General features: G+C 74.2%; 1 protein-coding gene. It reads right to left on the bottom strand.

Annotated elements, in window-relative coordinates; translation table 11 throughout:
• Window positions 1-27: 27 nt before the first annotated feature.
• On the bottom strand, window positions 28-561 hold a 534-nt coding region (locus AC5RWQ_RS30315), incomplete at its 5' end, for a M24 family metallopeptidase (protein ID WP_494286020.1).

Raw genomic sequence — 561 nt, 5'->3', positions numbered from 1 at the left:
GTGCCGCCCGGCCCGACCACGGGGTGGTCACAGCGCGAGGAGTTCCTTGGTCGTGATGGTGAGTAGCTCGGGCCCGCCGTCCGCCGCGGGGCGTACGACGAGTGTGTCTCCGATGCGGACACCGCCGCGGCCCGGAAGGTGGACTCCCGGTTCGACGGTGACCGGCACGCAAGCGTCCAGTTTACCCACGGCCGCGGGTGACAACTGAGGGTCCTCGTCGATTTCGAGGCCGACACCGTGTCCGGTCCACGCCGCCAGGCCCTCCTCGTGGCCCGCCGAGCGCAGCGGGTCGCGGGTGGCGCGGTCCACGTCGCGGCAGGCCACGCCCGGTGCGAGCGCCTCGCGGCCGGCCCGCTGGGCGGCGAACACCAGGTCGTACAGCTCGATCTGCCAGGAGGCGGGGGCGCTGCCGATCACGAAGGTGCGGCCCACCTCGCAGCGGTAGCCGTGGTAGCAGGCGCCGAGCCGCACGGTGAGGAAGTCGCCCTCCTCCACCCGGCGGTCGGTGGGGACGTGGCGGGCCGCCCCCGAGTGCGGGCCGGTGCCGATGCAGGTGGCGAA

Source organism: Micromonospora sp. BS32 (assembly GCF_059089345.1).
This window is presented reverse-complemented; position numbering and strand designations above follow the sequence as displayed.